1 protein-coding gene is annotated in these 564 nt (G+C 72.0%); it reads left to right on the top strand.

Annotation, left to right across the window (positions count from 1 at the left end):
• Positions 1–564 (top strand): lipid II flippase MurJ (locus tag FVW20_RS18435; RefSeq protein WP_307831659.1); only part of this gene is annotated, 564 nt, incomplete at both ends.

Below are 564 nucleotides of genomic sequence, written 5' to 3'. Positions count from 1 at the left end.
TGCACCGTTTGGGGTTGCGCTGGCGCGCCCCCCTGCCCCGCAGCGACCCGCAGGCCGCCAATGCAGCCCGCGCCCTGCCCGCCGGGGTGTTCGGCGCATCCGCCCAGCAACTCAACGTGCTGGCCTGCACCCTGCTGGCCTCGTTCCTGTCCGAAGGCAGCGTCACCGCGCTGTACTATGCGGAACGGCTGATGGAATTCCCGCTGGGGGTGTTCGGCGTGGCCGTGGGCGTGGCCGCCCTGCCCGCCCTTTCCGCACAGGCCGGACAACCGGCCAAATCCGGCCCGTCCGGCCCAACTGGCTCAACTGGCCCAACTGGCTCATGCGGCACCGTGCCGCCGCATGATGCATTTCGCCGGGTGCTGGGCGATGCCCTGCGCCTTTCCCTGTTCATCAGCCTTCCCTCGGCCCTGGGCCTTGTCGCCGTGGGCGCGCCGCTGGTGGCCCTGCTGTTCGGGCACGGGGCCTTCGACCGTCAGGCCGTGGACGCCACGGTGGCGGCGCTGCTGGCCTATGCGCCCGGCATCCCCGCCTTTGCCGTCACCCGTCCGCTGCTTGCCGCCT

The sequence above is a fragment of the Nitratidesulfovibrio oxamicus genome (genome assembly GCF_015731765.1).
Taxonomy (GTDB): Bacteria; Desulfobacterota; Desulfovibrionia; order Desulfovibrionales; family Desulfovibrionaceae; genus Cupidesulfovibrio; species Cupidesulfovibrio oxamicus.
This window is presented reverse-complemented; position numbering and strand designations above follow the sequence as displayed.